Source organism: Enterobacter sp. DSM 30060, assembly GCF_013375955.1.
Taxonomy (GTDB): domain Bacteria; phylum Pseudomonadota; class Gammaproteobacteria; order Enterobacterales; family Enterobacteriaceae; genus Enterobacter; species Enterobacter intestinihominis.
This window is the reverse complement of sequence record NZ_CP056118.1, coordinates 1,738,168-1,762,106: the sequence shown is the minus strand read 5'-3', so window position 1 is coordinate 1,762,106 and position 23,939 is coordinate 1,738,168. Positions and strand designations below refer to the sequence as shown.

Below are 23,939 nucleotides of genomic sequence, written 5' to 3'. Positions count from 1 at the left end.
AAGTGATTTACTCGAAAAACACCGCAATTTTGTTAAACATGGTGGGATCGGACTGGTTGCGTGCCACTTTGGTGACATCTTCCAGCTTGTCGATCTGCGCCATCATCTGCTCCAGACGCTGGTCGTCGTTCACCAGTAGCCAGATGCGGCTGTGCTCGCTGCCCTGAATCGGCAGGCACAGAATGCCTTCCACGTTAAACGCCCGTCGGGCAAACAGCCCGCAGACGTGGGTCATGACGCCAGGGTGGTTGCGGACGGTGAGTTCCAGAATGACATTATCACATTGTTTCTGCATGGCTTATTCCCCCACCATCTCAGTATTGGCCGCACCCGGCGGCACCATCGGATACACTTTTTGTTGCGCGTCGATACGCACGTGGATCAGCGCCGGGCCAGGGCGAGAAATCGCATCCTGCAACGCCGCGTGGGCATCTTCTTCGGCGTTCAGATCGCAGGTGTGCAGGCCAAAACCAGCGGCAATCTGCATGAAGTTGATCATCCCCGGATAGGTCGCCGCAAACACGCCCTGCTTATAGAACAGGCTCTGCTGCTGGTGTACCAGGCCCAGCGCCTCGTTGTTCATCAGAATGATTTTGACGTCTAACTGGTTTTCGGCTGCGGTGGCCATCTCCTGAATGTTCATCATCAGGCTGCCGTCACCGGAGAAGCAGATCACCTTACGGTCCGGGTTGGCGAGCGCCGCGCCAACCGCTGCTGGCAGGCCGAAGCCCATGGTGCCAAGGCCGCCGGAGGTCAGCCACTGGCGCGGGCGGTTAAGCGGATACGCCTGGGCGGTCCACATCTGATGCTGGCCGACGTCGGTGGTGATAATCGCGCTGTCATCCACGCAGGCGGCAACGGCGTTGATAAGGCCATAGTGGCTCAGCGGGTCGCCCTCGGTTGGGATAGCGCCCGGGAACTCGCGTTGCAGATCGGCCACCAGCTGGCGCCAGTCGGCGCGGTCGTTTGCCTCCGTCTGTGGGATCAGCTGTGCCAGCACCTCGGCCACATCGCCCTGAATCGCCACGTGCGGCTGCTTGATTTTACCCAGCTCGGCGCGGTCGATATCCACGTGAATGATTTTGGCGTTCGGGCAGAACTCCTCGGTTTTGCCGATCGCCCGGTCATCAAAACGCGCCCCCATAACAATCAGCAAATCCGCCTCTTGCAGGATGTAGTTGGTGCTGCGCGCGCCGTGCATGCCCAGCATCCCTAAAGACAATGGGTGCGCTTTTGGCAGCATGCCGAGCGCCATCAGGGTCATGGTGGTAGGCAGGCTGGCTTTTTCAGCGAACTGACGGATTTCATCCGCGGCGTTGATCGCCCCGCCGCCCAGATAGAGCACCGGGCGTTTCGCCGCGTTAATCATGGCGGCGGCATCGCGCACGCTCTCAGCGCTGAATTCCGGCGCCGGGGCACGCTCGCCCGGCTCCGGCAGCACGTCGATCTCAATTTCTGCGGTCTGGACATCCTTAGGAATGTCTATCCACACCGGACCCGGGCGGCCAGACTGGGCAATGCGAAACGCATCGCTGATCACCTGAGGCAGCTCGCTGATATCGCGAACTAAATAGTTATGTTTGGTGATGGGGATAGAGATACCGTAGGTATCCACTTCCTGGAACGCATCGGTACCGATCATCGAGGACGGCACCTGGCCGGTAATGCAGATCAGCGGAATGGAGTCGAGGCGCGCATCGGCGATGGCGGTCACCAGGTTAGTGGCGCCCGGCCCGCTACAGGCCATACAGACCGCTGGTTTACCCTGGGTACGCGCCATGCCCTGAGCGATAAAGCCTGCGCCCTGCTCGTGGCGCGCCAGCACGTGGCGGATCTGTGTGCTTTGGCTTAACGCATCATACAGCGGCAGCACGGTCCCACCCGGGATGCCCGCAACGGTGGTGATGCCCTGTCGTTCCAGTAAATGAACAATCAGCTGCGCGCCTGTAAAACGCGTTTTTGTGGATGTTGTGCCCGAACTTGCCATGCTCCAGTCCTTTTCTTCTGGGCCGACTTTCCGGGGAGGCTCTTAAACGAAAAACCCCGCCCGGTTTGCGCCGGCGGGGTTTTGGATTCGTGTGTTGATCCAGTCCCTACGGCGCATTGCCGACGACCACCACCACACGCACGACGACCACTGCGGCAGGTTGCGCAGTTTTTAGTAGGGTCGACGTGAAGATGGATGAAGTCATTGGGGACCTGTGTTTGGAATCATTGATAGAATTTATACAAACACAGGTTTTCGGATGTGACAATGGAAATATTTTCAACTGCGCAAAAATGCGTCAGGGATCACGTTTTGTTTGTTGGGCGATGACACTCAATAAAGGGTTTTTACTCACTCAATAAATAGCGCAGGTGATACCCCAAATCTGGCCGCCAGCTTTTTAATATGGTTCAGAGTAAGCTGTCTCTGACCATTCAGAACTCGTGAAACCATCGATTTACTACCAATTTCATCCTTAAAATCCGATATCGTCAGATTGTATTGATCCATCAAGGTTCTCAAAACTGCAATTCCGACGGGAACGGACTCCATCTCCTTGCGTAATGCGACTATCTCTGGCCGATTAGCTTCGTAATGGCTAATTCTGGCGCAAACAATATCCAGCAAGGGGCTATTGGGCTCGTTCATAAGGAGATACTCAACCAGCTCAAGCGCATCCTTATAATCTTTCTCGCTCGGCTGTTCACCCAGTAAAGGAACGGCCGCAACAAGGGCGTGCGTAGCTTTCATTGCATCAGCGACGATCATCATTTCTTCCCCTTAGTGCGATGTTTCTCCGTAAAACGGTCATATTCCTTATGAGTAAAAACATGGCGCACATAAAACTTTTGGCTTTCAAAGAATATGAGAGCCACTACTCTGAGATTGTTATTTGCAATATCAATAACATAATGCTTATCAAGATACTTGAAGTTATCCAGCGTTGGGAAAAGTTTTCTCAGTGCAGCGGGCGTCGGGCAGTGGCTCTTTTCAATAACTCGTCCTAAAAAGAGAAGCTCTTCTCTGTATTGCGGGAACTGGCTTACCGCATCCAAAATTGCCTTCATTGAGATTAAATGCATCCTGCTTGCCTGCCGCGTCCGTTGCCATTATGGCAACGATAACACCTATTGCCAATAAGTCAACGGAGGATACTATTTTCACTTCGTCAGAAAACAAAAAACCCCGCCTAAGCGAGGTTTTTATCAGGGTTGTGCGGTTGGTTGCCGCAGAACACACTGTGTTACGTCAACGCGAAAAGTATACGCGATCGAAGACGAACGCGCAATTCCGGCACGGATTTTGACGTTTTTGAGTATGGATCGCCTTCCAAAATTTGTCCATAAAATACTGTTCATGCATACAGTATTTATCTATACTGAGGGTGTTCGCAGTGAGCGAGGGGGCCGCAGTTTACCGGCGCAACGAAGTCCTGGCTGAAACGGGTGGTGCCGTCAGTGCCTTAACCCCTGAAGTGAGCACACTGTGTTACGTCAATCCAGGTGCTGGCCACAGGCGGCGGAAAGGTACGCCAGCATCGTGCTCCTTTTAACCAAAAGGAGACGCGTATGAGCGTCGTGGATATGGTCATACTTGTCCTCAAACTCATTGTTGCTGTATTGCAACTGCTTGATGCTGTCCTGAAATACGTTAAGTGATTCAGGTTCAAGTCGCACCTGAGAGGGGCGGGCAACCGCCCCTCTTTAATAACGAGGGAATGCTATGTCGCGTCTGTTAATTGAGCCTGTTACGCCTGATGAACCGGGCTATATCGCCCTGAAGGCCGAGAGTATCGCGTTAAATTTCAATATGCTGCGCAGGCTGGAAGAGAACTGGCAGCGCGGTGAGAATCGCTTTAACGCGCCGGGTGAAAAGCTGCTGGGTGCGTTTCTTAACGGCAGGCTGGTGGGCGTGTGCGGTCTAAATCGCGATCCATTCAGCCAGCAGCCGCGCGCCGGACGTATTCGTCATCTCTACGTCAGCGAAAAGTGCCGTGGGCTGGGGATTGGAAAACAACTTTTGACCGTGGTGATGGCGGATGCCAGCATCTGGTTTGATTTTCTTAATACCCATGCGCCGGAAACCGCGTACGGATTTTATCATCGGGCGGGCTTCAGGCTGGTGTCAGACGAGCCCCGGGTGACGCACCGCCTTTTTTGCGCAGTGTAAGCGGCTGGCAGCCTCGACGGGGGAATGTTACAGTTGGATGACATTTCACCAACCGATCCGCCATGTCCATCACCGTTTTCTGCATTTTACTGTTCGCCGCACTGCTGCATGCCAGCTGGAACGCCATCGTTAAAGCCGGAACGGACAAGCTCTACTCGGCGATCGGGGTCAGCGGTTCAGCCGCGCTTATTGCGCTGATTTTACTCCCCTTCTCGCCCCAGCCGACTGCCGCAAGCTGGCCATATTTGTTCGTCTCCTGTGCGTTACACTGCTCGGCGGCGTCGGGACGATGGGATCTTACGGTCTGGCACTCTGGGCGATGACTCAGGCGCCGCTGGCGGTGGTCGCCGCACTACGTGACACCTCTATTCTCTTCGGCGCATTCATCGCATTTGTGCTTTTAAAAGAGAAGGTTGTGGGCCTGCGCATCGCGGCGGCGCTGGGTATTGCAGCCGGTGCGGTCCTGCTGCGCCTGGCGTAATTCGCTGGCAACATTAGTTGCCGATCTTGTTTACAAATCCTGCCTTCACGCCTTCTGTCATTCATCACAGTAATGCTTAAATTGTCATCTCTCTGTGGTAGATTCCTCGCGCATTTATGGGAATGCGTAGTCACTTATTCTTTATTTATCTCTTTTGGCAAAAGTATTCAGCGACATGAAAAAGCAACGGAACGTGAACTTATTGTTGATGCTGGTGTTACTGGTGGCCGTCGGGCAGATGGCGCAAACCATCTACATTCCGGCGATTGCCGATATGGCAAAAGATCTGAGCGTCCGCGAAGGTGCAGTACAGAGCGTGATGGCAGCCTACCTGCTGACCTATGGCGTTTCACAGCTGGTTTATGGTCCCCTGTCCGATCGCGTCGGGCGTCGTCCGGTCATTCTGGTGGGCATGAGCATTTTCATGGTGGCGACGGTGATTGCCATTACTACGCACAGCCTGACCATCCTGATTGCCGCCAGCGCCCTCCAGGGCGTGGGCACCGGCGTCGGCGGGGTCATGGCGCGTACCCTGCCGCGTGATATGTACCAGGGCACCCAGCTTCGCCACGCCAACAGTCTGTTAAATATGGGCATTCTGGTCAGCCCGCTGCTCGCCCCGCTGATTGGGGGTCTGCTGGACACCGTCTGGTCCTGGCGCGCCTGTTACGCCTTCCTGCTGGTGCTGTGCATTATTGTCACCTTCAGCATGGCGCGCTGGATGCCGGAAACACGTCCGCAGGACGCGCCGCGCACGAAGCTCATCGCCAGCTACAAAACGCTGTTCGGTAATGGGTCGTTTACCTGTTATCTGTTGATGCTAATCGGCGGCCTGGCGGGCATTGCGGTGTTTGAAGCCTGTTCCGGCGTGCTGCTGGGCGCAGGTCTTGGCCTGAGCAGCATGGTGGTGAGCATTTTGTTTATTCTGCCGATCCCGGCGGCGTTCTTCGGCGCATGGTTCGCCGGACGTCCGAACAAACGCTTCTCTACGCTGATGTGGCAGTCGGTGATCAGCTGTCTGCTGGCCGGGCTGATGATGTGGATCCCGGGGCTGTTTGACGTGATGTCGGTCTGGACGTTGCTCATCCCGGCGGCACTGTTCTTCTTCGGCGCAGGCATGCTGTTCCCGCTCGCCACCAGCGGCGCAATGGAGCCGTTCCCGTTCCTCGCGGGCACGGCAGGCGCGCTGGTCGGCGGTTTACAGAATATCGGTTCCGGCGCGCTGGCCTGGCTTTCGGCTATGATGCCGCAGACCGGGCAGGCGAGTTTGGGCCTGCTGATGACCCTGATGGGGCTGCTGATTTTGCTGTGCTGGCTGCCGCTGGCGTCGCGCGTCCCGCATCACGAACAGCCGGTTTAACCGCATGATGGCCCGGCTTCTCGCCGGGCTTTTCACACACGGGCGCAATCATCGCCTGTAATAACGGCTCTGGCGCAGGCCGCCAGGCACCCTCTTCCCCGTCGTAAAACTGGAAGTCCGCGTTAAGCGCATACGGGATTTTCGCCTTTTGCAGCTCGCAGGCCATAAAGTTGGCGAAGGCCATTTGCGAAGCGGTTGGCGTGAGGTGGTTTGACTCCCCCACGCCCCAGCCCCCGACCCAGCTAACGTGCCCGGTTTTTTGCTGCCAGTGCAGCGCGGCATTGATTCGGTTACGGATAGCCGCTTTCTCAGCCACGGTTCCGGACGTCCACGGGTATTTGCCGTTCGTTTTCAGCGGACCCCAGGGGAAAATATGCCATTCCGCCAGCAGGTAATTCTGGCTGTGTGCGGGCAGCTTCAGGCTGGATAAATCCTCCGGCGCGGCGCGCAGACGAGGGGCGATAAAAATCATGCGGCTGGCATCAATGGCGTGAATGTCTTTGATCGCTTTCTCATACACCCGGTTGAGCGAAGCAACGTTGTGGTTGAGCTTGTCCGCCGGTTCGTAGATCAGGTCAAACCCCAGCAACGGCGAGCGCTGACCAAAATAGTGCGCCACGGCAATCCACCAGTTGATCACCGCTTTTTCGGTATCCGCTTTCGGATCGTTTTTATATTCATCGGCCTGATAGGCGATGATGGGGATGACGCCGTATTGCTCGCAAGCCTCCACCAGCTTACGCAGGTGAATCAGCCGCGCTTCCGTCGGTTCGCCCGCCACCCGAATACGGACATGATGTATGCCTTTCGCCTGGAAATCACGGACCACCAACGGGTCGAATTCGCGTATACCGCGCTCGGTGCGGGCCCAGTCGACATCCATTCCGACGCCCAACATCTGCGCGTAACGGGCAGCCGTCAGGGGTGGCTCAGCGGCACAGGCCCAGCCGGAAGCGAGCGCTAACACGGTGACAATTAACGGCTTTAACACGACGCCCCTTGCAAATAATCAAATGCTTTACTCTGTATTTAGCATGCTTTTTCACAATTGGTGTAGAGTCAAAACGAACTAAATTCTGAGACAGATTATGAAAACGACTGACCTGACCGGCCTCATTGACCGGTTTCCGCTGCTGGCGGATTTGATTGCCCTGAAAGAGATCACCTGGCTTAATCCGAACACCACGACGCTGGCGGAAGGGTTGCCATATGTCGGGCTGACCAAAGCCGACGTGGACGACGCGCATGCGCGCCTGAAACGCTTCGCGCCGTATCTGGCGAAAGCCTTCCCGGAAACGGCGGCAACGGGCGGGATTATCGAATCCGAACTGGTCGCGATCCCGGCGATGCAAAAGCGGCTGGAGAAAGAGTCTGGCAAGGCCATTCCAGGCACGCTGCTGCTGAAAAAAGACAGCCATCTGCCGATTTCCGGCTCCATTAAAGCGCGCGGCGGTATCTATGAGGTGCTGGCCCATGCGGAAAAACTGGCGCTGGAAGCCGGGTTGCTGAGCGTTGAAGATGACTACAGCATCATGCTGGAGCCACGCTTTAAAGCCTTCTTCAGCCAGTACAGCATCGCGGTGGGTTCAACCGGCAACCTGGGGGTGTCCATCGGCATTATGAGCGCGCGCATCGGCTTTAAGGTCACGGTGCATATGTCCGCAGACGCCCGCGAGTGGAAGAAAGCCAAACTGCGCAGCCACGGCGCGATCGTCGTGGAATATGAGCAGGATTATGGCGTGGCGGTGGAGCAAGGGCGCAAAGCGGCGGAAAGCGATCCAAACTGTTTCTTTATTGACGATGAGAACTCACGCACGCTGTTCCTGGGCTATGCGGTTGCAGGTGAGCGCCTGAAAGCGCAGTTTGCCGCGCAGGGGCGCGCGGTGGATGCTGAACATCCGTTGAATGTCTATCTGCCGTGCGGCGTCGGCGGCGGCCCCGGCGGCGTGGCGTTTGGCCTGAAGCTGGCCTTTGGCGATAACGTCCACTGTTTCTTCGCCGAGCCCACGCACTCCCCGTGCATGCTGCTGGGCGTTTACACCGGGCTGCACGATGAAATCGCCGTGCAGGATCTGGGTATTGATAACGTGACGGCGGCGGACGGTCTGGCGGTAGGTCGCGCGTCTGGCTTCGTGGGCCGCGCGATGGAGCGTCTGCTTGACGGGTTCTATACCCTCGCCGATCAAAGCATGTACGACCTGCTCGGCTGGCTGGCGCAGGAAGAAGGCATTTGTCTGGAGCCGTCGGCGCTGGCGGGGATGGCCGGGCCGGTACGCATAACGGCGAATGCTAACACTACACACCTGGTCTGGGCGACCGGCGGCGGCATGGTGCCGGAAGACGAGATGGCGAAATATTTAGCGAAAGGGAAGTAAATATGCCGGGTGGCGGCTGCGCCTTACCCGGCCTACAGGTGCAAAATTTGTTGAATGTGGGTGACCGCAAACAGCAGTGACAGCGACAGCACGGCCAGGGCGATAAGGAACTTATCCCGCACCGCCTTCGGCTGTACAAAGTCGCTCTGCGCCACGTCCATCAGGTTACGGCTGCGGGTGTAGCGCCATAAAATGATGGCTACCAGCGCCAGCACAACAATGGAGATCCAGAATGGCGCCCCCGTGCGGTGCCAGTTGTGCTTAATGGCAAGCGCGATCAACGCACCATACCCAAGCAGCGTGCGCAGCCAGGCCAGCGAGGTTCGCTCCGGCTGAAGCCCGGGGTCCGCTTCCCGCCGCGCTTTGCGGCTATCCGGCATACAGCACCAGTAACATCACTACGCCCGCAACCATCAGCAAAATCGTACTGATGATGAGCAAACCGCGCGTGTAGGGGAGATCCTGCTTCAGACGCATCGCTTTTTCATTTCTCAGCCAGCGCAGATAGCCATAAATCGCCAGCACGCCGGCAATCAGGCACAGCAGCAGGGCCAGCACTTCGCGAATCAACGGAGTGGCAAAATCGGGGGCGAGCTGATCAAGGCCGACGCCTGCGGCCAGAAAGCCCAGGGCGGTGCGGATCCACGCTAAGAACGTGCGTTCGTTAGCCAGTGAGAAGCGGTAGTCCGGCGCTTCACCGAGGCGGGAAATGTTCATGAAGGTTCCTTGTCGTGCATCATGCAGGCTTCAGCATAGCGTAATTCAGCCAGGACAAGGAGACCGGCATCTGGCGATGCCGGTCAGAAAGATTAGTGCAGCTCTGGCCAGTAATCCTTATTAGCTTCAATCAGATCGTCCAGAATCGCCTTCGCCACCGATGCGCTCGGTACGGTTTTCGACAGGGTAATCGCCTGCCAGAGTTTCTGATACGAGCGCTGCTCCCAGGCGTCCACCACCAGTTTTTCCACCGCCACCTGCTGGCTCATGAGCCCTTTCTGAAAGTGCGGAATATCACCCACGGTCAGCGGCTCCGGTCCGTTGTGGCCGACCAGACACGGAATTTCTACCATCGCGTCGGCGTCAAAATTATGGATAGCCCCATTGTTAGGCACAATCAGCAACATGCGTTCCTGGGTGTTAAAGGCAATCGCGGTCGCCAGATCGACGATGTACGACGCATGTTCGTCGATTTCCAGTTCACCGGCAGAAGAATGACCGGCTTCGATAATCGCCCGGCATGAACTGAATACATGCTTCTCACGGTGATCCATCACTTCATTGGCGCGGGTACGCTCCGGGTTGGAATGGGCGACCACATAGTCCGGGAACAGGTAATACTTCAGGTAGGTGTTCGGCATGGTGTCCGGATCCAGCGCCTGTACGTCTTTGGCCTTGGCGAAGGTATCGTTCCAGCTCGCTTCAGTATGCGCATCTTCCGAAGGTGGAACATAACCGTTTTTCGCCACGTATTCGCGCAATTTCGGCATCAGATCGTATCCGTTCAGATCTTCAATCGACGTCCACCAGCCGAAGTGGTTCAGACCGTAGTAGCGCACGCGCATCTCTTTGCGGTCTTTCAGGCCGACGATTTGCGCCATACGGCCTTCAATGCCGATCGGCATGTCGCAGATGTTGAGGATTTTCGCGTTCGGACGCAGGCGGCGCGTGGCTTCCGCGACAATCGCCGCCGGGTTGGAGTAGTTCAGCATCCAAGCGTTCGGGGAGTACTGCTCCATATAATCTACCAGCTCAAGCACGCCGCCGATGGAGCGCATGCCGTAGGAGATGCCACCCGGCCCGCACGTTTCCTGGCCCAGCACGCCGTGGCGCAGCGGGATTTTTTCATCTTTTTCACGCATCGGGTATTTGCCCACGCGAATATGCGCCATCACGAAATCCACATCGGTAAAGGCTGCTTTCGGATCGGTGGTGTAACTAAATTCAATCTCAGGCGCCTGCTCCCTGAGGATGATTTTGCACGCCTCGGCGATAACCTCCTGACGTGCTCCATCATTGTCATAGAACTTCAGCGCACGCAGCGGGAAACGGTCACGGTTGGCTAACAGCATCAGGACGATACCAGGCGTGAATGTACTGCCGCCGCCTGCAATAACAACTGAGAATTTTTTCATGATATAGCCTCTGTCAGAGTGGTTTGTTCGTTTGTTAAAGGGGTTTTCATCAGCGATTCCAGCTGGTCGCGCACCTGAGGAACGTGCAGACCGACAATCACCTGAATGCCGTTGCCGCGCCGCACCACACCGTGTGCGCCCAGGGCTTTGAAGACGTCGTCGCTTTGGGTTTTCGTCATATCCACCAGGGCGATACGCAGGCGGGTGGCGCAGTTATTGATACTTTCGATATTTGCTGCGCCGCCGAGCGCCTGTAAGAACCCAGCGGCCTGTCCGACCTGCTGGCTGGCTGCTGCCGGGGCGGTGGTTTGCCCACGCGCCGCCTTATAGTCGGCCTTGCTGTAGAGCTTGATTTCGCTCTCTTCCCGGCCCGGCGTTTTTAGATTCAGACGTTCGATAAGCGTCCTGAAGACCACGAAATAGAGAGCGGTGAAGCAGAGGCCGATGCCAATCTGGGTGAATACCGTCGAGGCGTGGTTATGGAACATCGGGATCCAGTTTTGCGGCAGGAACTGGTCCAGCAGACCGCCCCCCATGTTCCCCACCACCCCGAAGGTATACATCACCGTCGCCATCGTTGCGGCCAGCACGGCGTGGATGGCAAACAGCAACGGCGAGATAAACAGGAAGGTGAACTCCAGCGGTTCGGTAATACCCACCAGCACGGCGGTAAGCGTGGCCGGAACCAGCAGCCCCGCAACCTTGACGCGGTTCTCCGGCGACGCGGTGTACCAGATCGCCAGCGCAATCCCGACCGAGCCAAACACTTTCGAATTGCCGTGCAGGGCGAAGCCGCCTTCAGGGAACAGTGTTTTCAGCGGCACAGTGCTCTGGCTGAATTCCTGCAGGTGCTGCGCCCAGTAGACCTGAATGCCGCCCTCTACCGCCGCCGGGCCGAAAATAAACGGACCGTAGACGAAGTGGTGCAATCCGGTTGGGATCAGAATGCGTTCCAGGAAGGTATAGACCCATACGCCGAGCGCACCGGCAGAGCGCAGGAACGCCTGCAGGGACTCAATGCCCATCTGCACTTTCGGCCAGCCCAGCAGCGTCAGCCAGGCGCAGGGGATCATCACGAAGAACGCGAGGATAACGACAAACGAGGTGCCCTGGAAAATCCCCAGGAAGACTGGCAACGGCTTGTCGAAAAATCGGTTGTGGATGGCGGTGACGAGCCCGGAAATGATAATCGCCCCGATGATGCTGGTATCAAGCGTTTTGATTCCGGCAATCATCGCCAGCCCGCTGCCAGCAGTGGGTTCAGCAGAGAAGTCGACGCCAAAGAAGTGACCCCAGGTCATCCCCATCGCGTTGATAAAGTAGTTCCAGGTCAGAAAGCTAATCAGCACCGCCAGACAGGCGCGGCCCTGCGCCTGCTTTGCCAGGCCAATCGGTAAGCCGACAGCAAAAATCAGCGGCATATTGCGGAACACCGCCCAGCCGCCCTCTTCGATGATGTGAACAATCTGCGCGAACAGATGATCGGGGGCCGTTAAAGCTTCGCCGACAAACAGCGGGTTGCGAAGCATGATGGCGATCCCGACCACGATCCCGGCAAAGGGAAACAGTAAAACCGGGGTGAACATGGCGCCGCCAAAACGTTGTATTTGACTGAGCATTTTTAAATCCTCATGAAACAACCTGTAGGGGTAGAGGCCTTTATGATTTTTTACTGGCCTGAGGTGAGCATAAGAAGTTACTGATGCGGGAACATGGCGTGCCGCTGCGATTCGTGATCGCATTCATGGTTTTAATTTGACCAATCAGGTCTACTTTTGATAGCAAATATGGACAAGTTAAGACGTAATCCACGCCATAACGGGCGAGCAGAGGTCTACAGGTGATCTACAAATCTATTGCCGACAGATTGCGGCTACGGCTCAATTCGTCGGACTACAACATTGGCAGCCCGTTACCCGGCGAAAAAGCGCTGGCAAAGGAGTTTGGCGTAGCCCGGATGACCATCCGCAAGGCATTGGATCTGCTGGTAAGCTGGGGGCTGGTTGAACGTCGACACGGCAGCGGGACGTTCGTGGCGCGCAAAGACGTTCATCATGAAACGACTAACCTGACCGGGCTGGTGGAGGTACTGCGCCAGCAGGGGAAAGAAGTGCAGAGCAAGGTGTTGCAGTTTGAAGTGATGCCCGCGCCGCCCGCCATCGCCAGCCAGCTGCGGATTCAGGTTGATGAGCGGATCTATTTTTCAAGGCGGGTACGTTACGTGGACGGAAAACCGCTGATGCTGGAGGACAGCTTTATGCCGGTGAAGCTGTTCCGCAATCTTTCCCTGGCGCATCTCGAAGGGTCTAAGTTTGATTACATCGAGAAGGAGTGCGGGATCACCATTAGCGGCAACTACGAGAGCCTGACGCCAGTGCTGGCAGATAAACAGCTGGCCGGTTATATGAATCTGCCGGAACAGACGCCGCTGCTGCGCATCACCTCTCTTTCCTACAGCGACAGCGGCGAGTTCCTCAACTATTCCGTGATGTTCCGGAACACCAGCGATTACCAGGTGGACTACCATCTGCGGCGTATCCACCCGGAAGACTTATTAGCCCATCCCCCAGAACAGCACCGCCAGTAGTTGCGGGGTGATAATGCGCAAAAACATCACCAGCGGATAGACCGTGGCGTAGGACAACGCCGCCGCGCCGCTGGTGGCGTGCAGGTTATTGGCGAACGCCAGCGCGGGCGGATCGGTCATGGAACCGGCCAGCATGCCGCACAGCGTGAGATAGTTCATTTTAGCGAACATACGCGCCAGTAATCCGACCGTTATCAGCGGGATGGCGGTAATGAATACGCCGTAGCCTACCCAGCTCATCCCTTCGCCGTTCACCAGAGTATCGACAAAATCGCCACCGGATTTCAGCCCCACCACCGCCAGAAACAGCACGATGCCCAACTCCCGCAGCGCCAGGTTAGCGCTCGGCGGCATAAACCAGTAGAGCTTACCGATGGAGCCGATACGCCCGAGGATCAGCGCCATAATGAGCGGCCCGCCTGCCAGCCCCAGCTTCAGTGCTACCGGGAAGCCGGGCACGTACAGGGGGATGGAGCCAAGCATGACGCCAAGCCCGACGCCGATAAAGACCGGCAGCATCTGCACCTGCTGGAGTTTTTGCTGGGCGTTGCCCACCATGTTCGCTACGGCATCAATGGATGAAGGACGCCCGACGAGGTTGAGAATATCACCGAATTGCAGGCTGGCATCCTGGCTGGCCACCAGCTCGACACCAGCGCGGTTTAGCCGGGAGATCACCACGTCATAACGCTCTTTAACCTGCAAATCGCGTATTTTCTTGCCCAGGACCTTCTCATTGGTCACTACCACGCGCTCCACGCGCATGTCCGTTCCACGGGTTGAGAGCGAGGTATCCACCTCCTGACCAATCACCAGCCGGGCATTGTTTAAATCCGCCGGTTGCCCTACCAGATGCAGGAGATCGCCGTGCTGAATGAGGGTGTCAGGTGAAGGCACCATCAGCGTGTCGTCACGTTTCAGGCGTGAACAGATAATGGTCGCACTGTTCAGAATGGGAACATCCTGTATCGCCATATTATTCAGGTTAGGGTTTTCGACGCGAATGTTGATGGTTTTAATGAGCGCATGGCCGTTGGTCAGCGTGCTTTCATGCTCTTTCGCCTCCTGCTCGACGTTAATGCGGAACAGCACGCGCACCAGCCACATGGAGAGCAAAATACCGCAAATGCCAAACGGATAGGCCATGGCGTAGCTCATCCCCATCTGATCGACGACATCAGCAGGGATACCCAGATCGCGCAGAATTTGCTGGCCCGCCCCGAGCGCGGGCGTATTGGTTACGGCGCCGGAGAAGATGCCCAGCACGACGGGCAGCGGAATAGCGAAGAGTTTGTGCAGAATGGCGGTGACCAGCCCACCCATCACGACGATGCCGAAGGCAAAGAGATTAAGGCGTAAACCGGAGACGCGCAGGGAAGCGAAGAAGCCCGGCCCCACCTGAATACCGATGGTATACACAAAGAGGATCAGGCCGAACTCCTGGATGAAATGCAGCATATCGGCGCTGAGCACCCACCCAAGCTGGTCGGCAAAATGGCCGACAAAAATCCCGCCGAAAAGCACTCCGCCAATCCCAAACCCGACGCCGCGGATTTTGATATTCCCCAGCCATAGCCCCACTACCGCGACAAGGGCCAACACGCTGACGGTTAACGCGATATCACTCATGTTCCACATCCTGTGCATAACCTTAGTTATACCAGGGATTCTCTCAGAGCTGGCGGCGGTTGTATGGGTGATGGCGCACAAAAAAGCCGAAGGTAAACGCAAAACGGTCACCTGAAGTGAAGCAACTGGCGGTCGCTGGCGTCGTGCTGTCACAGAGTTGTTTAAACGGGTTATCACATATCCTGAACCTGCCCGCAGAAACATTATTGCTGGCCACCTGGGGATTATTGGCTTGATACCGTATACTTTCGCCTGATTAGGGGGGACGTTATGGCTATCAGTGAGAAAGACCTGCTTGAAGCAGGTTTCAGTAAGAGCGAAGTGGACAATTTACAGGGCCGGCTTGTAGCAGGCGGAGGCACTATGCAGCATCTTATCGATGCGCTCTCAAGGCGCTTCCGGGTGTCGGTATGGATCACGGTCGCGCTGGTTCTGGTTATGCTTGTCACCCTCATCGCCGGCAGCAGGACACACATTCTTTCCGGGGGCATGAGTTCCTTTGTTGTTCTGATCATTGCCTGGGTGACCTTTCCTCCTGCGCTGGGCTGGAAAGCATTCCGCCTGCAGAAGACTATTTCCCGGAAGGCTCAATAGTTAGTAAATCAAGCGCCACTTTGGCTTTAACACCCCATCCTGCAATTTTAAGCGCCATCGCGGGACGTGGCGTGTCGGATACTTTCCTGAAGAAATCGGGCCTGGTCCAGTACCACAGCCGTTGTGCTTCGGGTTTCAGCCTCAGGCCATACGCGCCATAGACTTCACTAAAGAGTGTGACAGCCTTATAGGCCCCCAGACCCTGCTGCCGGCTAAAGCCCAAAAATTCAGCGATCTCCATCGAGCCGTCTGCGAAAATCCCCTCCGTCTGCTTATCACTGAGGAGGTTGTGCGCGGCTTCCCGTGAAATCGTATTGAAGCCATTTACGACAATCACCACCCCGGCAACCACCCCCACCGGCGTCATGGAGGAGATCATGACGATCCCACCAAAGATAGCCGCTCCGGCCACCACCACATCAACAGCCGAGATGATGTAGCCCACAATTTTGTTCTCGTCCCGGACAACCTTCACCTCGGCATAGAGTTTTGCATAGCCGGTTTTGAGGGAGCGGGACTGTTCAAGCAGACTAGTGTTCTCGGCGCGCAATGCCTGCAGGCAGGCCATACAATCATCATCCGTTTTTGCCCTGCGTGCGGCCTCAAACTGGGCCCTGATGAATGCCCTGATCTCATCCACAAACTGGATACGGATAAATCCATCCTGAAGATGCATAGCCGCTACCGTGTTGGCCGTACTAACCAGTTTCCTGGCCTCCAGGTTGATCATGGTTTCCGCCCAGGCACGCGGATTCTGGCCGGGTAAAAGCAACGTGTCCATTTCATCGCCTCGATTATCTGTTTCTGAAAGCATATTCCCGAAACGATTTTTGCCAACAAAAAATGGATATTACCTCGGCCATATTGCAGAACTAACCGATGACGCATCGCAGCATAGAGGCGCCACCCGGCAAAAAAGTGAATTAGCTATTCAACGCCGGGCGTTCGCTAATGGCGATGCGCTGCGGCGCGATAGCTTCCGGCACGTTACGGGTGAGGTCAATATTCAGCAGCCCGTTAGTGAACGTCGCGCCAGAAACTTCCATATGGTCTGCCAGGGTAAAGCTCAGGCTAAACGGCTGAGTGACAAGCCCCTGATGCAACCATTTGGTCTCGGTGTCTGGTTTTTCCGGTGACCCTTTAACGGTCAGGCGCGTACCCTCAAGCTGGATGTCGAGATCTTCCTGACGAAACCCGGCCAGCGCAAGCGTGATGCGGTAGTGGTTATCATCGCTTTTTTCGATGTTGTACGGCGGAAACGTCTGCTGTTCGGTTGCGCTTTGCAGCGCGTTAGCCAGTTTGTCAAAACCGATCCACTGACGCAGCAGGGGGGAAAAATCATAGTTACGCATACTAAATCTCCTTCTGAGAAGCGAGTTCGGCACAGTTTATTTTTGTGCGCAGTTGTACCTGCAAACCCTTGCGGATTCGCATATGCTCCCTTTACGGCAAGCAATTTCAGGTGGGCCGCAGCCGCGACCCGCTTAATTAATTGATTTCGATACGACGCGGTTTTTTCTCTTCCGGAATCACACGTTCCAGTTCGATAAACAACAGGCCGTTCACCAGGTTCGCGCCCTTGACGTGGATGTTCTCAGCCAGCTGGAACTTGCGTTCAAAGTTGCGCTCTGCGATGCCCTGGTAGAGGTAGGTTCGTTCTTTCTGCTCGCCCGCATGGGAGCCTTTCACCACCAGCAGATTGTCCTGCGCGGTGATCTCCAGTTCGCTCTCTGCGAAACCGGCGACAGCAATCGCAATGCGATAGTGGTTTTCGTCAACCAATTCAACGTTGTAAGGAGGATAGCCGTTGCTCTGGCTCTGGTTGTTTTCTAAGTGGTTGAACAGACGATCAAAACCAATGGCAGAACGGTATAGCGGAGAGAGATCGAAATTACGCATAGATAAAAACTCCTGGAATCAGCGAGAAAATGTAGCCTTCCACCATGGACAGGCTTCTGCTTCCCCGAACACCCATCAGGCGTGTTCGTTATCGGGTTACATTCTTAAAATGGGTCTGGATACGGCCTTTTCAAGCCTGTTGATGTGAGATTTTTTTGCACTTTGCTGGTTGTCGCATAGACTCAGGGGCACAGCACAAAGGGTTAAATTGCGATGGCGACCACAGTGCGGGAGTTTTGAGCTATCCATTTTGGACGCGCCTCGCTATAACCCTGAGTTGCAGGTCAATGCCGTGCTACTAATGATGACTGAGTGATGATGAGAAATGTTCTGATTAAGCTGGCGACGTTCAGCGGGGTTGTTTTACTTTGCGGGTGTTCGAGCGTGATGTCGCACACCGGCGGTAAAGAAGGAACATATCCGGGGACGCGCGCCAGTGCCGCCATGATCTCTGATGATGAGACAAACTGGGGTACCAAATCTCTGGCGATTCTTGATATGCCGTTTACGGCGGTTGCCGATACGCTTCTGCTGCCGTGGGATATGTTCCGCACCGACAGCTCAGTGCGTTCGCGCGTTGAGAAAAGCGAGCAGGAGACGCTGGCGACTAACTCCGTCATCCCGCCCGCAGAGATGACCCCGCGCTAATTCTGTGCGGTTTCCGTTAGCCACAGCTGGCGGAAACCGTCCTTCTCTTCCATCCACGCAACAAAACGTCCGTCCGGGGAAAACACCACAGCGTCAGCAGACGGCGGGTTGCCATGATCGGACGTCAAAAACGTCACCTTTCCGGTCTGCGCATCGCAGCAGGCAATGCGGCCTGCAAGCACAAATCCCAGCCCGTTGCCGGAAGGATGCCAGTTAAAGGCCGACTGAATATCGCTCTCAGCGTGGGTCAACTGACGCGGCTCACCGCCTTCAGGGGAGATAAGCCACAGCTGCACAATGCCGTTATCGTCCCGCATTAAAAACGCAATCTGCGTCCCCTGTGGATTGCTACGCACCCAGTGGCGCGGCACATTCACCAGCCCCGGATGCGCCTTCTGATGGGTGAAGGTAAGGCGGCGTTGCATGACGCCCGCAGGCGGCGCGGGCATTGTATCCGGCGTCCCCTGCAACGGCGCATCGCCCGCCCGTTTCCAGCCCTGCTCGTCCTTGGGAAGGTCCACAATAAACAGTTCGGGCACTTTCTCGCCTTTCGCAGACACCGTATCGCCGATAAACGCCAGCCTGTCGTTGCCCACCCAGCCCTCTTCATAGGCGCGGTTAATCTCATCGCTGCCCGGTTGCGGGTTCGGCGTTGTCCGGCTTACCAGTACGCTCCAGAAGGTTCCGGCATATTCCCGCGGATGGTTCCCCTGTGGGTTTACCGGACCAAAAGGCGCCGCCACCCCGACGTTACGCAAATCCAGCAGCGGATCGCGCGCGTGCAGTACATGGTCGTTGTAGGTAAAGCTGACGAACTGCCCGTTCGGGCTAAAAACGTGAACGTGGCTGCCGCCACGCAGCGCCCCCGCCGTGTAAGGCGCGGTGATATCCATCGCATCAAGATTGCTCACCTGGCCGTTGTGCGCAATCACTCCCTGACGATGGTGAAAATCATACTGCCAGTCTGCATCCGGTTTTTTCGGGCCGTGGATAAAAACATATTTCTCCCCGGCAGGATGAACGGTCACCACGCCGACATGCGCGCCGTCAGTCGCACGGTAGATCACCTCAACCTCGCCCGTACCGACGTTGACCCGCTCAATGGTTTTACCGGTAAACGACGCGCCGGACGGGCGGACATCATAGACAAGCCACTGGCTGTCTGGCGTCCAGATGTTGATGTTGGTGAGCTGGTGGTTGCGGGAAGCGAAGGTGATTTGTTTCATGAAAATACCCTGATGCGCGGTTATCGCATCAGGGTAAAACATCCGAAGGGATTAGCCTACTCGTTTCACGTCACCTACCAGCAGGATGTAGGAGAGCGCGCCGATCAGCGCCACGGCAGAGATATACACCAGAGCCGGACCAAAGCCGTAGTCCTGCGCCAGGTAACCGATGACCAGCGGCACGGTGATCCCGCCCAGGCCGCCAACGAAGTTAAACACGCCACCGGTCAGGCCAATCAGCCGCATCGGTGCCAGGGACGACACCAGCGACCAGGTGATGGAGGCAAAACCGTTCCCGAAGAACGCTACCGCCATCAGGGTCATGATCCACACTGGATCGTTGGTGTAGTTCGCTCCCATGATGCAGGTAGAGATCAGCAGTCCGCAGATAATCGGCGTTTTACGCGCAACCCCCAGTGAGAAGCCTTTTTTCACCAGCTTATCCGCCAGCCAGCCCGAGAGCAGCACGCCGAAAAACGCCGCAAGGAAGGGAACGGTGGTCATAAAGCCCGCCTTCAGCGCGGTTATCCCTTTTTCCTGGGTCAGATAGTTCGGGAACCAGGTGAGGAAGAACCACAGCGTGGAGGTCACCGCGAACTGGCCCAGATATACGCCCACCAGCTTACGGTGGAAGACCAGCTTCCAGTCCGCTCTGGTCAGCGGCTGGCGCGCCTCTTTTTTCACTGGCGCATCGCCGTCCACCAGACCGCCGCCGTCGCGGATGTAGTCCAGTTCGGCTTTGGTGATGCTTTTGGTCAGACGCGGCGGCTGATAGACCTTAAACCAGATTAACGACCAGATAATACCGATCCCGCCGGTGACGATGAACACCCAGTGCCAGCTCAGCAGCTCCTGGATCCAGATTAACAGCGGCGTCAGAAACGCCAGACCAACAAACTGCCCGGAGGTGTAAAAACCAACAGCGGAAGCACGTTCGTGTTCAGGGAACCAGCTGGTCACCATGCGGTTGTTGGTCGGGAACGCGGGCGCTTCAAACACCCCGGTGATGGCGCGCAGGCCTATCAGCGACATCAGCCCGGTGGCGAAGCCCTGGAACAGGGTCGCCACGGACCAGCCCAAAATAGCGATAAAGTAGGTCAGACGTGACCCCACGCGGTCAAGGAACCAGCCGCCGGGGATCTGGCAGAGCGTATACAGCCAGGCAAACGCCGAGAAGACGTAGCCCATTTCCGCTTTGGTGATGCCAAACTCTTCCTGAATATGGGCCGAGGCCACGGCGAGGTTGGCGCGGTCTACATAGCAAATGACCACGGTAATAAAGATCATGATCAGCGTCAGGTAGCGGCGACGCCCGGTTTTTGTAGCAGTAACTGGAATATCCATCGCAATCTGTCTCCAGATTTTGGGCATAGCGAAGCCGCTCACCATGCCCTGTAATTTACAGAGGGTTATATTTTTTCTATGTACGTTTTTTTTGCCCGGTGGCGCTTCGCTTACCGGGCCTACGAGAGAGTAGGCCGGATAAGCGTAGCGCCATCCGGCGATTTACCACTCGGCTACGGAACCGTCTTCATGACGCCACAGTGGGTTACGCCAGTCCGGCGCACTTTTACTCAGCTCAATGACTTTGGCTTCGTCGATCTCCACGCCAAGGCCCGGCTTCGTTAAAGGTTTAAAGAAACCGCCTTCCATGCTGAAATCTTCCTTGTTTTTCACAAAGTCGAGCAGCTCCGCGCCCTTGTTATAGTGAATGCCCATGCTTTGTTCCTGGAACACTGCATTACGGGAGACGAAGTCCACATGCAGACAGGCTGCCAGCGCAATCGGCCCAAGCGGACAGTGCGGCGCCAGCGCCACATCGTAGGCTTCTGCCATGCCGGCAATTTTGTAGCATTCGGTGATGCCACCCGCGTGGGAGAGGTCCGGTTGCAGGATCGCAATGCCGCCCGCTTCCAGCACGCGCTTAAACTCGAAGCGCGAGAACATACGCTCCCCCGCCGCGATGGGAATGTGCGTCTGTTCAGCCAGTTTTGGATAGTATTCCGCCTGCTCGGCCAGAACAGGCTCTTCAATAAACAGCGGGCGATACGGCTCCAGCTCTTTAATCAGCACTTTGGCCATTGGCGCGCTGACGCGGCCGTGGAAATCCAGGCCAAACTCAATCTCGTTGCCGAAAGCCTCGCGGATTTGCGCCACGGTGTTCACCGCCCGGTCTACCGCGCGCGAGTTGTCGATAACGCCCATCTCTTCGCAGCCGTTGAGTTTGAAGGTGTCAAAACCGATGTTGCGCAGCTGCCGGATACCGTCGATCACTTCCGCAGGGCGGTCACCGCCCACCCAGCTGTAGGCTTTGATTTTGTCTCGCACCAGGCCGCCCATTAATTGCCAGACCGGGGCATTCAGCACTTTGCCTTTGATATCCCACAGCGCCTGATCGATACCGGCGATGGCGCTCATCAGGATCGGACCGCCACGGTAAAATCCCGCCCGGTACATGACCTGCCACAGGTCGTTGATGCGCGCCGGATCCTGGCCAATCAGGTATTCACCCAGCTCGTGAACCGCGGCTTCAACGGTGCGCGCACGGCCTTCAATCACCGGCTCGCCCCAGCCAACCACGCCTTCGTCGGTTTCGATTTTCAGGAACATCCAACGCGGGGGTAAACGGTACGTGGTAAGTTTGGTTATTTTCATTGCACTGCCTCTCGATACGCTTTCACAAATGCTGCCGCCTGCTGTGCGGTACGCTCAACGGGCTGTCCGGCACGATAGAGATCGCTGCCCAGCCCCGCGCCCGCACAACCCGCTTTTATCCACTGCACCAGGTTTTCCGGCGTGACGCCGCCCACGGCAAAGACCGGCACGCTGGCGGGTAAGACCGCTTTCAGCGCTTTGATGTAATCCGGGCCAAAGGCCGACGACGGGAAAATTTTGAGAGACTGTGCGCCCGCATCGAGGGCGGCAAAGGCTTCTGTGGCCGTGGCGCAACCCGGGCATACGGTCATGCCGTAATCCACCGCCCGGCGGATCACCTCGGGGTTGATATTCGGTGTGACGATAAGCTTGCAGCCCATCTTCGCCAGTTCATCCAGCTGCTCCGGCTGTAATACGGTACCAGCACCAATCAGCGCCTTATCACCGAACGCATTAACAACTGCCGGAATGCTTTTTTCCCATTCCGGGGAGTTGAGCGGGATTTCCACCGCGTCGAACCCGGCGTCGATCACCGCGCCAACGTGCGCTAAGGCCTCACCGGGCGTGATACCGCGCAAAATCGCGATCAGGGGAAGTTCAGTTTGCCACTGCATGAGCGATGCTCCTTATGCCTGCCTGAAATGCCGTGTCGCCTTCCACCGCAGCAACATCCCGTCCGATAGCGTGGAACGCCTGGCGGTAACGAGACGTCAGCGATGAACCCGCGACGAGCGTGATGGCCTGCTGCCCGGCGAACCCGTCGCTCAGGGCGGCGACTTCTGCGCCAATCAGCAGGCCGGACAGAAATTCGCTGACCTGCTCGCGCGGAAGATTTCCCAGCACGTGCGAGGCGCGAACCTCAAAAAGTTGCGGCAAAACGGCAGGGGATGCGATCCCGCGCTCAAGCCCGGCGGCAAACGCTTCCGGCGAAGGGGTTTGCTCCGGCAAACCGGCCCCCACCAGCGAATGCTTAAGCAGCAAGTGGTGCAGTTCGCCGGTCATCACCGTGCGGAAATCATGAATTTGCTCAGCATCCGCCTGGACCCATTTGCAGTGCGTCCCGGGCATGACGTAGACAGAAGAAGGAGAAAGGGTGCGCGCCCCGAGCAGCTGCGTCTCTTCGCCGCGCATCACGTTATGGTTATCGTCGCGAGAGACGCATAAACCGGGAATAACCCAGACATTGTCGCCAACGGACGTTAACTGCTCGCCAACGGCGGTGAAATGCACCGGAACCGACAGGTAAGGCGCAACCTTCCAGCCCACGTTACTGCCGACCATTCCAGCCATCACCACTGGCGTAGTACCGTCGCGCCAGTTTTGTGTCACCTCTGCTAACACCGCTTCGGGGGATTTACCGTTCAGGCGCGTCACACCTGCTTCTGATTGCCTGCTTTCCAGACACTGCTCACCCTGGTAGAGCCAGGCGCGCAGATTGGTCGATCCCCAGTCAATTGCGATGTAGCGTGATGTCATGTGATTTCCTTCAACCTTCGAGTCGAGCTGGCGATCATGGTCAGCGCCGCCTGCTCTGCCGCATCGCCGTCCTGATGCCGTATCGCATCGAACAGCGCTTTATGTTCCTGAAGCGTTTTCGGCATGTTGGCCTCATCGCCCATCCAGGTACGTTCAAAAACTGCTCGCTGTAGCGAGCTGATCGCCACGCTAAGCTGTTGTAACACCGGGTTATGCACCGACTGCAATACCGCCTCGTGGTAGCGAATGTCCGCCTCGTTGAACGCCTCCCGATTCTGGTTATTGGCGATCATGTCGTTTAACGCCGACTCAATCTGTGCCAGGTCACCTGACGTTGCGCGCTCTGCCGCCCAGCGGGCGATGGCCGGTTCCACCAGATTTCGGACTTCGCTCATCGCGCCGATAAGCCGTGGGTCGTAGTCGTTTTCCAGTACCCATTGCAGAACATCGGTATCGAGGTAGTTCCACTGGTTACGCGGCGCAACAAACGCGCCGCGATAGCGCTTCATTTCAATCAGCCGCTTCGCCATCAGCGAGCGGAACACTTCCCGGATGATATTGCGCGAGGTTTCAAACTCCTCGCACAGTTCAGCCTCTGCTGGCAGCGGCGAACCGGGAACGTATTTGCCACCCACAATCTGAGTGCCCAGCGTGATGACAATGCGATCGGTTTTATTGAGTGTCATGGAGAGTCCTTGTGCTCTGTAAGTCCATCACTACT

26 protein-coding genes, 2 pseudogenes and 1 other annotated feature are annotated in these 23,939 nt (G+C 56.6%); of the genes and pseudogenes, 8 read left to right on the top strand and 20 right to left on the bottom strand.

Going from position 1 to position 23,939, the window contains the following annotated elements; all coding sequences use genetic code 11:
• Positions 1-7: 7 nt before the first annotated feature.
• The 5 genes from ilvN to HWQ15_RS08330 form a co-directional block, all read right to left on the bottom strand.
• A complete protein-coding gene (ilvN, locus tag HWQ15_RS08350; RefSeq protein WP_015570113.1) occupies positions 8-295 on the bottom strand; it encodes an acetolactate synthase small subunit in 288 nt (95 codons plus the stop codon).
• Between the two features lie 3 nt (positions 296-298).
• Complete coding sequence (gene ilvB, locus HWQ15_RS08345) at positions 299-1,987, bottom strand: acetolactate synthase large subunit (protein WP_063148988.1); 1,689 nt, start codon at positions 1,985-1,987, stop codon at positions 299-301.
• A gap of 106 nt (positions 1,988-2,093) precedes the next feature.
• Positions 2,094-2,192 carry an ilvB operon leader peptide IvbL gene (ivbL, locus tag HWQ15_RS08340; RefSeq protein ID WP_057979964.1) on the bottom strand — a complete coding sequence of 33 codons (99 nt, stop codon included), beginning with the start codon at positions 2,190-2,192 and terminating at the stop codon, positions 2,094-2,096.
• A gap of 146 nt (positions 2,193-2,338) precedes the next feature.
• Complete coding sequence (locus tag HWQ15_RS08335) at positions 2,339-2,758, bottom strand: type II toxin-antitoxin system HigA family antitoxin (protein WP_022646553.1); 420 nt, start codon at positions 2,756-2,758, stop codon at positions 2,339-2,341.
• Positions 2,755-3,069, bottom strand: coding sequence for a type II toxin-antitoxin system HigB family toxin (locus HWQ15_RS08330; protein ID WP_022646552.1), 315 nt, complete (start codon positions 3,067-3,069; stop codon positions 2,755-2,757). The genes HWQ15_RS08335 and HWQ15_RS08330 overlap by 4 nt, the downstream gene beginning before the upstream one ends.
• A gap of 486 nt (positions 3,070-3,555) precedes the next feature.
• On the opposite strand from HWQ15_RS08330, the gene tisB reads away from it, so the two are divergent.
• The 4 genes and pseudogenes from tisB to emrD all read left to right on the top strand — a co-directional run bounded on the left by tisB (position 3,556) and on the right by emrD (position 5,997).
• Positions 3,556-3,645: a type I toxin-antitoxin system toxin TisB gene (gene tisB, locus HWQ15_RS08325; RefSeq protein ID WP_022646551.1), complete on the top strand. Its 90-nt coding sequence runs from the start codon at positions 3,556-3,558 to the stop codon at positions 3,643-3,645.
• A 64-nt stretch (positions 3,646-3,709) separates the two neighbouring features.
• Positions 3,710-4,156, top strand: coding sequence for a GNAT family N-acetyltransferase (locus HWQ15_RS08320; protein ID WP_023298965.1), 447 nt, complete (start codon positions 3,710-3,712; stop codon positions 4,154-4,156).
• Positions 4,157-4,218: 62 nt separating this feature from the next.
• Positions 4,219-4,637, top strand: a pseudogene (locus HWQ15_RS08315) (EamA family transporter).
• A 175-nt stretch (positions 4,638-4,812) separates the two neighbouring features.
• Positions 4,813-5,997: a multidrug efflux MFS transporter EmrD gene (gene emrD, locus HWQ15_RS08310; RefSeq protein WP_023298963.1), complete on the top strand. Its 1,185-nt coding sequence runs from the start codon at positions 4,813-4,815 to the stop codon at positions 5,995-5,997.
• Here emrD and HWQ15_RS08305 read toward each other — a convergent pair.
• Positions 5,903-6,988 (bottom strand): annotated as a pseudogene (locus HWQ15_RS08305) (cellulase family glycosylhydrolase); the annotation flags it as partial. The gene emrD and the pseudogene HWQ15_RS08305 overlap by 95 nt on opposite strands.
• A 97-nt stretch (positions 6,989-7,085) precedes the next feature.
• Between HWQ15_RS08305 and dsdA the strand changes: the two are divergent.
• Entirely contained in the window at positions 7,086-8,372 is a 1,287-nt protein-coding gene (gene dsdA, locus HWQ15_RS08300; protein ID WP_063148989.1) for a D-serine ammonia-lyase, read from the top strand.
• 32 nt (positions 8,373-8,404) lie between these two features.
• On the opposite strand, the gene HWQ15_RS08295 is transcribed toward dsdA, so the two are convergent.
• From HWQ15_RS08295 to HWQ15_RS08280, 4 genes are all read right to left on the bottom strand, one after another.
• Positions 8,405-8,752 carry a DUF202 domain-containing protein gene (locus tag HWQ15_RS08295; protein WP_022646545.1) on the bottom strand — a complete coding sequence of 116 codons (348 nt, stop codon included), beginning with the start codon at positions 8,750-8,752 and terminating at the stop codon, positions 8,405-8,407.
• The gene (locus HWQ15_RS08290; protein WP_003861080.1) at positions 8,742-9,089 is read right to left on the bottom strand and encodes a YidH family protein; all 348 of its coding nucleotides are present in this window, start codon (positions 9,087-9,089) and stop codon (positions 8,742-8,744) included. The genes HWQ15_RS08295 and HWQ15_RS08290 overlap by 11 nt, the downstream gene beginning before the upstream one ends.
• Before the next feature lie 92 nt (positions 9,090-9,181).
• Entirely contained in the window at positions 9,182-10,504 is a 1,323-nt protein-coding gene (locus HWQ15_RS08285; protein ID WP_063148990.1) for a 6-phospho-alpha-glucosidase, read from the bottom strand.
• Positions 10,501-12,123 carry an alpha-glucoside-specific PTS transporter subunit IIBC gene (locus tag HWQ15_RS08280; RefSeq protein WP_022646542.1) on the bottom strand — a complete coding sequence of 541 codons (1,623 nt, stop codon included), beginning with the start codon at positions 12,121-12,123 and terminating at the stop codon, positions 10,501-10,503. The genes HWQ15_RS08285 and HWQ15_RS08280 overlap by 4 nt, the downstream gene beginning before the upstream one ends.
• Before the next feature lie 221 nt (positions 12,124-12,344).
• Here HWQ15_RS08280 and HWQ15_RS08275 point away from each other — a divergent pair, with 221 nt between their 5' ends.
• A complete protein-coding gene (locus tag HWQ15_RS08275) occupies positions 12,345-13,091 on the top strand; it encodes a GntR family transcriptional regulator (protein WP_022646541.1) in 747 nt (248 codons plus the stop codon).
• On the opposite strand, the gene HWQ15_RS08270 is transcribed toward HWQ15_RS08275, so the two are convergent.
• Positions 13,059-14,720, bottom strand: coding sequence for a putative transporter (locus tag HWQ15_RS08270; protein WP_023305138.1), 1,662 nt, complete (start codon positions 14,718-14,720; stop codon positions 13,059-13,061). The two genes, HWQ15_RS08275 and HWQ15_RS08270, sit on opposite strands and share 33 nt — an antisense overlap.
• A gap of 270 nt (positions 14,721-14,990) precedes the next feature.
• Between HWQ15_RS08270 and HWQ15_RS08265 the strand changes: the two genes are divergently transcribed.
• Positions 14,991-15,314 (top strand): hypothetical protein, encoded by a 324-nt coding sequence (locus HWQ15_RS08265; protein ID WP_063137899.1) that lies wholly within the window; start codon positions 14,991-14,993, stop codon positions 15,312-15,314.
• Here the strand turns inward: HWQ15_RS08265 and HWQ15_RS08260 are convergent.
• From HWQ15_RS08260 to ibpA, 3 genes are all read right to left on the bottom strand, one after another.
• Complete coding sequence (locus tag HWQ15_RS08260) at positions 15,292-16,095, bottom strand: DUF4225 domain-containing protein (protein ID WP_063137900.1); 804 nt, start codon at positions 16,093-16,095, stop codon at positions 15,292-15,294. The two genes, HWQ15_RS08265 and HWQ15_RS08260, sit on opposite strands and share 23 nt — an antisense overlap.
• A 142-nt stretch (positions 16,096-16,237) precedes the next feature.
• The gene (gene ibpB, locus HWQ15_RS08255; RefSeq protein WP_006808781.1) at positions 16,238-16,666 is read right to left on the bottom strand and encodes a small heat shock chaperone IbpB; all 429 of its coding nucleotides are present in this window, start codon (positions 16,664-16,666) and stop codon (positions 16,238-16,240) included.
• Positions 16,667-16,802: 136 nt separating this feature from the next.
• Positions 16,803-17,213: a small heat shock chaperone IbpA gene (gene ibpA, locus HWQ15_RS08250; protein ID WP_003861094.1), complete on the bottom strand. Its 411-nt coding sequence runs from the start codon at positions 17,211-17,213 to the stop codon at positions 16,803-16,805.
• Positions 17,207-17,281: a sequence feature (ROSE (Repression Of Heat Shock gene Expression) occurs in the 5'-region of heat shock genes and acts as an RNA thermometer to modulate expression.), on the bottom strand. (Overlaps the previous gene by 7 nt.)
• Positions 17,282-17,528: 247 nt before the next feature.
• Here ibpA and HWQ15_RS08245 point away from each other — a divergent pair.
• A complete protein-coding gene (locus tag HWQ15_RS08245; protein ID WP_032622035.1) occupies positions 17,529-17,861 on the top strand; it encodes a YceK/YidQ family lipoprotein in 333 nt (110 codons plus the stop codon).
• On the opposite strand, the gene HWQ15_RS08240 is transcribed toward HWQ15_RS08245, so the two are convergent.
• From HWQ15_RS08240 to dgoR, 6 genes are all read right to left on the bottom strand, one after another.
• Positions 17,858-19,087, bottom strand: a complete 1,230-nt coding sequence (locus HWQ15_RS08240; protein WP_074143589.1) for a DUF3748 domain-containing protein — start codon at positions 19,085-19,087, stop codon at positions 17,858-17,860. The two genes, HWQ15_RS08245 and HWQ15_RS08240, sit on opposite strands and share 4 nt — an antisense overlap.
• Before the next feature lie 51 nt (positions 19,088-19,138).
• Positions 19,139-20,476, bottom strand: coding sequence for an MFS transporter (locus HWQ15_RS08235; protein ID WP_161177384.1), 1,338 nt, complete (start codon positions 20,474-20,476; stop codon positions 19,139-19,141).
• Positions 20,477-20,593: 117 nt separating this feature from the next.
• On the bottom strand, positions 20,594-21,742 hold the full coding sequence (gene dgoD, locus HWQ15_RS08230; protein ID WP_003861103.1) for a galactonate dehydratase: 1,149 nt from the start codon (positions 21,740-21,742) through the stop codon (positions 20,594-20,596).
• Positions 21,739-22,356 (bottom strand): 2-dehydro-3-deoxy-6-phosphogalactonate aldolase, encoded by a 618-nt coding sequence (locus tag HWQ15_RS08225; protein WP_063945726.1) that lies wholly within the window; start codon positions 22,354-22,356, stop codon positions 21,739-21,741. Before HWQ15_RS08225 ends, dgoD begins: the two co-directional genes overlap by 4 nt.
• Entirely contained in the window at positions 22,340-23,218 is an 879-nt protein-coding gene (locus tag HWQ15_RS08220) for a 2-dehydro-3-deoxygalactonokinase (RefSeq protein ID WP_063148994.1), read from the bottom strand. The genes HWQ15_RS08225 and HWQ15_RS08220 overlap by 17 nt, the downstream gene beginning before the upstream one ends.
• Positions 23,215-23,904: a D-galactonate utilization transcriptional regulator DgoR gene (gene dgoR / locus HWQ15_RS08215; RefSeq protein WP_003861109.1), complete on the bottom strand. Its 690-nt coding sequence runs from the start codon at positions 23,902-23,904 to the stop codon at positions 23,215-23,217. The genes HWQ15_RS08220 and dgoR overlap by 4 nt, the downstream gene beginning before the upstream one ends.
• Positions 23,905-23,939: the final 35 nt, after the last annotated feature.

Excerpts from the sequence above, each read along its gene's own strand:
- emrD (WP_023298963.1), top strand. The coding sequence starts at position 4,813 with ATGAAAAAGCAACGGAACGTGAACTTATTGTTGATGCTGGTGTTACTG.
- HWQ15_RS08245 (WP_032622035.1), top strand. The coding sequence starts at position 17,529 with ATGATGAGAAATGTTCTGATTAAGCTGGCGACGTTCAGCGGGGTTGTT.
- dgoD (WP_003861103.1), bottom strand. The coding sequence starts at position 21,742 with ATGAAAATAACCAAACTTACCACGTACCGTTTACCCCCGCGTTGGATG.
- HWQ15_RS08330 (WP_022646552.1), bottom strand. The coding sequence starts at position 3,069 with ATGCATTTAATCTCAATGAAGGCAATTTTGGATGCGGTAAGCCAGTTC.
- HWQ15_RS08290 (WP_003861080.1), bottom strand. The coding sequence starts at position 9,089 with ATGAACATTTCCCGCCTCGGTGAAGCGCCGGACTACCGCTTCTCACTG.
- ivbL (WP_057979964.1), bottom strand. The coding sequence starts at position 2,192 with ATGACTTCATCCATCTTCACGTCGACCCTACTAAAAACTGCGCAACCT.
- HWQ15_RS08220 (WP_063148994.1), bottom strand. The coding sequence starts at position 23,218 with ATGACATCACGCTACATCGCAATTGACTGGGGATCGACCAATCTGCGC.
- ibpA (WP_003861094.1), bottom strand. The coding sequence starts at position 17,213 with ATGCGTAATTTCGATCTCTCTCCGCTATACCGTTCTGCCATTGGTTTT.
- ibpB (WP_006808781.1), bottom strand. The coding sequence starts at position 16,666 with ATGCGTAACTATGATTTTTCCCCCCTGCTGCGTCAGTGGATCGGTTTT.
- HWQ15_RS08225 (WP_063945726.1), bottom strand. The coding sequence starts at position 22,356 with ATGCAGTGGCAAACTGAACTTCCCCTGATCGCGATTTTGCGCGGTATC.
- HWQ15_RS08240 (WP_074143589.1), bottom strand. The coding sequence starts at position 19,087 with ATGAAACAAATCACCTTCGCTTCCCGCAACCACCAGCTCACCAACATC.
- HWQ15_RS08295 (WP_022646545.1), bottom strand. The coding sequence starts at position 8,752 with ATGCCGGATAGCCGCAAAGCGCGGCGGGAAGCGGACCCCGGGCTTCAG.
- HWQ15_RS08235 (WP_161177384.1), bottom strand. The coding sequence starts at position 20,476 with ATGGTGAGCGGCTTCGCTATGCCCAAAATCTGGAGACAGATTGCGATG.
- tisB (WP_022646551.1), top strand. The coding sequence starts at position 3,556 with ATGAGCGTCGTGGATATGGTCATACTTGTCCTCAAACTCATTGTTGCT.
- HWQ15_RS08285 (WP_063148990.1), bottom strand. The coding sequence starts at position 10,504 with ATGAAAAAATTCTCAGTTGTTATTGCAGGCGGCGGCAGTACATTCACG.
- dsdA (WP_063148989.1), top strand. The coding sequence starts at position 7,086 with ATGAAAACGACTGACCTGACCGGCCTCATTGACCGGTTTCCGCTGCTG.
- HWQ15_RS08265 (WP_063137899.1), top strand. The coding sequence starts at position 14,991 with ATGGCTATCAGTGAGAAAGACCTGCTTGAAGCAGGTTTCAGTAAGAGC.
- HWQ15_RS08280 (WP_022646542.1), bottom strand. The coding sequence starts at position 12,123 with ATGCTCAGTCAAATACAACGTTTTGGCGGCGCCATGTTCACCCCGGTT.
- HWQ15_RS08270 (WP_023305138.1), bottom strand. The coding sequence starts at position 14,720 with ATGAGTGATATCGCGTTAACCGTCAGCGTGTTGGCCCTTGTCGCGGTA.
- HWQ15_RS08335 (WP_022646553.1), bottom strand. The coding sequence starts at position 2,758 with ATGATGATCGTCGCTGATGCAATGAAAGCTACGCACGCCCTTGTTGCG.
- HWQ15_RS08260 (WP_063137900.1), bottom strand. The coding sequence starts at position 16,095 with ATGGACACGTTGCTTTTACCCGGCCAGAATCCGCGTGCCTGGGCGGAA.
- dgoR (WP_003861109.1), bottom strand. The coding sequence starts at position 23,904 with ATGACACTCAATAAAACCGATCGCATTGTCATCACGCTGGGCACTCAG.
- ilvN (WP_015570113.1), bottom strand. The coding sequence starts at position 295 with ATGCAGAAACAATGTGATAATGTCATTCTGGAACTCACCGTCCGCAAC.
- ilvB (WP_063148988.1), bottom strand. The coding sequence starts at position 1,987 with ATGGCAAGTTCGGGCACAACATCCACAAAAACGCGTTTTACAGGCGCG.
- HWQ15_RS08320 (WP_023298965.1), top strand. The coding sequence starts at position 3,710 with ATGTCGCGTCTGTTAATTGAGCCTGTTACGCCTGATGAACCGGGCTAT.